The organism is Caballeronia sp. (genome assembly GCF_049581465.1).
Taxonomy (GTDB): domain Bacteria; phylum Pseudomonadota; class Gammaproteobacteria; order Burkholderiales; family Burkholderiaceae; genus Caballeronia.
This window is the reverse complement of record NZ_JBAUSA010001362.1, coordinates 1-2,892: the sequence shown is the minus strand read 5'-3', so window position 1 is coordinate 2,892 and position 2,892 is coordinate 1. Positions and strand designations below refer to the sequence as shown.

The window sequence follows — 2,892 nt, the reverse complement described above, 5'->3', positions numbered from 1 at the left end:
ATACAACATCGTGCCGCCGACTAACAACGGCACGCGGCCGCGCGACTCGATTTCCTTCACCAGACGCAATGCGTCATCGCGGAATTGCGCAGCGGAATAGGACTCGGTCGGATCGATAACGTCAATTAAATGATGTGGCGCCAACGCGCGCTCGTCAGCAGTCGGCTTTGCCGTCCCAATATCCATTCCCCGATAAACCAGCGCGGAATCCACACTGATTATCTCGACCGGATGACGCGACGAAAATGCCAAAGCCGCCGCCGTCTTTCCCGACGCGGTAGGTCCCAATAAACACGCGATCTTTTTCACGATCACTGACCGCGCATGAACAGGCGGTCAAGGTCGCCGAGCGTCAGTTGATACCAGGTCGGACGGCCGTGATTGCATTGATCGGCGCGCTCAGTAGCTTCCATCTGGCGCAAAAGCCCGTTCATCTCGTCGAGTGTCAGCCGACGGTTTGCCCGCACCGCGTGATGGCATGCAAGCGTGCCAAGCATTTCGTGCTGGCGTTCCGTCAGCACGCGCGAGCCGCCGTAAGCCTGCAAATCGGCAATCACCGCGCGCGCCAAGGATTGCAAATCGGCATCCTTCAGCAGCGCGGGCACGGCGCGTATGGCAATCGATCCCGGTGACAGGATCGCGAGGTCGAAACCGAGCGCATCGAGCACGTCGCGCTCTTCCTCCACGACACCCATCTCCACCGCATCGACGCTCATCGTCACCGGAATCAGCAACGGCTGAACAGCGATTGCGCGGTCGGCCAGTGCGTTCTTGAACTGCTCATAGAGAATCCGCTCATGGGCGGCGTGCATATCGACGATAACCAAGCCCTGTGCGTTCTGCGCCAGCACGTAGATACCGTGGATCTGGCCAAGCGCGAACCCGAGCGGCTGATCGTCCGCCGACGCATAAGATGCGCCATACGCAGCACCCGGCGACGCCGCATAAGGCGGATCGATCGGCGAGCGCAACGGCGCGTAGCGTTCCTCTGCGCCACTCTCGGGCAAAGTCGCATCGCCAGACGTTCCCGCGTTCACATCCTTGCGGCCGAACAACGCGTCGTACAGTGCCAGCGGTTGCGCGACCGGCAAGTTGCCCTGCGTCATTCGCGATTGCCGCAGCCAGTTCGTGCCGCTTTCACTCTTCGGCCCGGACGCCTCGTTCATTGAAAGGACGCCAGCGCCCGCATAAGGCCGAGCGCTGAACTGGCCTATCCCCGTCGGCTCGATCTGGGCGGCATGCCCGCCCGCAGTCGTTTCGGGCGATGCCCCCGCGTTGCGTGCCAACGCCCGCTGCACGGCGTGGAATACATATTGGTGGATCGAGCGCGAGTCGCGGAATCGAACTTCGATTTTCGACGGATGCACATTCACATCGACCGATTCGGGGGGCAAATCGAGGAACAACACATACGACGGATAGCGATTCCCATGCAGCACGTCCTCATAAGCGGCTCGCACGGCGTGGGTCAACAGCTTGTCGCGCACAAAGCGCCCGTTGACGAAGAAGTATTGCTGGTCGGCGCGGCCGCGGCTCGCGGTCGGCAAGCCGGCGCAGCCATACACGGCAAGGGGTCCGGCGCGTTCATCGAGCGGTAAATGCGCGGTGGCGAAGACCTCGCCGAGAATCTTCGATACGCGCGTAGCCGGATTCGACGCGTTCCAGTGCTCCACGGCCTTGCCGTTATGGATCACCGAAATTGCCACATCCGGACGCGACAGCGCGACGCGGCGGATGACTTCAAGGCAATGGCCAAGTTCGGTCTGCTCGCTCTTGAGAAACTTGCGGCGCGCGGGCGTGTTGAAGTACAGCTCGCGGACCTCCATTGTCGTGCCGGTCGTGCCGGCCGCAGGCGTGAGCGCGCCGGTTTGGGCATCGATGCGCGTAGCGTGCGCGCACGTCGCCGTGCGGCTGGTGATGAACAATTCCGCCACGGATGCTATCGACGCCAGCGCTTCGCCCCGAAACCCGAGCGATGCCACGGATTCCAATTCGGCCAACGTGCGGATCTTGCTGGTGGCATGGCGCAGCAGCGCGAGCGGAAGTTCGTCGGGGGGGATGCCGCACCCATCGTCGACAATCAAGATGCGCTTCACGCCGCCTTCGTCGAGCGTGATCCGCAGACTCGATGCGCCGGCGTCAAGCGCGTTTTCGAGCAGTTCCTTCACCACGGATGCTGGCCGTTCGACCACTTCACCCGCCGCGATCTGGCTGATCAGCTGGTCGGGCAGGGGCGCAATGGCGCGCAGCGCACGCGCGGCGGGAGGAGAAATCGTGTCGGATGAGTCGATGAGATCGGGCATGCCGAATTATAAAGCTTCACGCCCGTGAACGATTTCGTCGCTGTTTGGTCTCCCGGTGCGCCTTTGCCGGTTAGCGTTCCCCGAGCCATTTTGTGCGTTCCAGCGCAATGCCCGCGGGCCGGCAAGCCCCCAAAAACGGTCAATAAACAGGCGCTTCGGAAATTTTCCCGCGTCGAGTTCGGTATCATGGCGCGACCGTTTCTATCGCGACAATGCGTCCGCGCATGCGCGCTTCCGTGCCCCAAGTTTCTGCTAATTCAAACCTGATCGAGGCCCCTTTTGGATACGCTGCTGTCATTCCTGACTCTTATTCTCCACTTCGACAAATCGCTCGGTTACTTCATTCAGCACTACGGCGCCTGGGTGTACGCCGTGCTGTTCCTGATCGTGTTCTGCGAAACCGGACTCGTGGTGTTTCCTTTCTTACCGGGTGATTCGCTGCTCTTCATCGGCGGCGCGTTTGCGGCGAGCGGATCGATGGATCTCGGCGCGCTGATCGTGCTGCTGCTGATCGCGGCGGTGCTTGGCAACACGGTGAACTACTGGATCGGCCGGGCGATCGGCCCGAAGGTCTTCGATACCCATATCC

2 protein-coding genes and 1 pseudogene are annotated in these 2,892 nt (G+C 61.6%); 1 reads left to right on the top strand and 2 read right to left on the bottom strand.

Annotated elements, in window-relative coordinates; genetic code table 11:
- Positions 1-309, bottom strand: a 309-nt coding sequence (locus WCA53_RS32895) for a tRNA (adenosine(37)-N6)-dimethylallyltransferase (protein WP_423921825.1), incomplete at its 3' end; no start/stop codon positions are given.
- Positions 310-311: 2 nt separating this feature from the next.
- Positions 312-2,303, bottom strand: a complete 1,992-nt coding sequence (gene mutL, locus WCA53_RS32890; RefSeq protein WP_423921820.1) for a DNA mismatch repair endonuclease MutL — start codon at positions 2,301-2,303, stop codon at positions 312-314.
- A gap of 279 nt (positions 2,304-2,582) precedes the next feature.
- Between mutL and WCA53_RS32885 the strand changes: the two are divergent.
- Positions 2,583-2,892 (top strand): annotated as a pseudogene (locus tag WCA53_RS32885) (hypothetical protein); the annotation flags it as partial.

What these genes read in the sequence shown, in the direction of transcription:
- mutL (WP_423921820.1), bottom strand. Translation starts at nt 2,303, where the DNA reads ATGCCCGATCTCATCGACTCATCCGACACGATTTCTCCTCCCGCCGCG.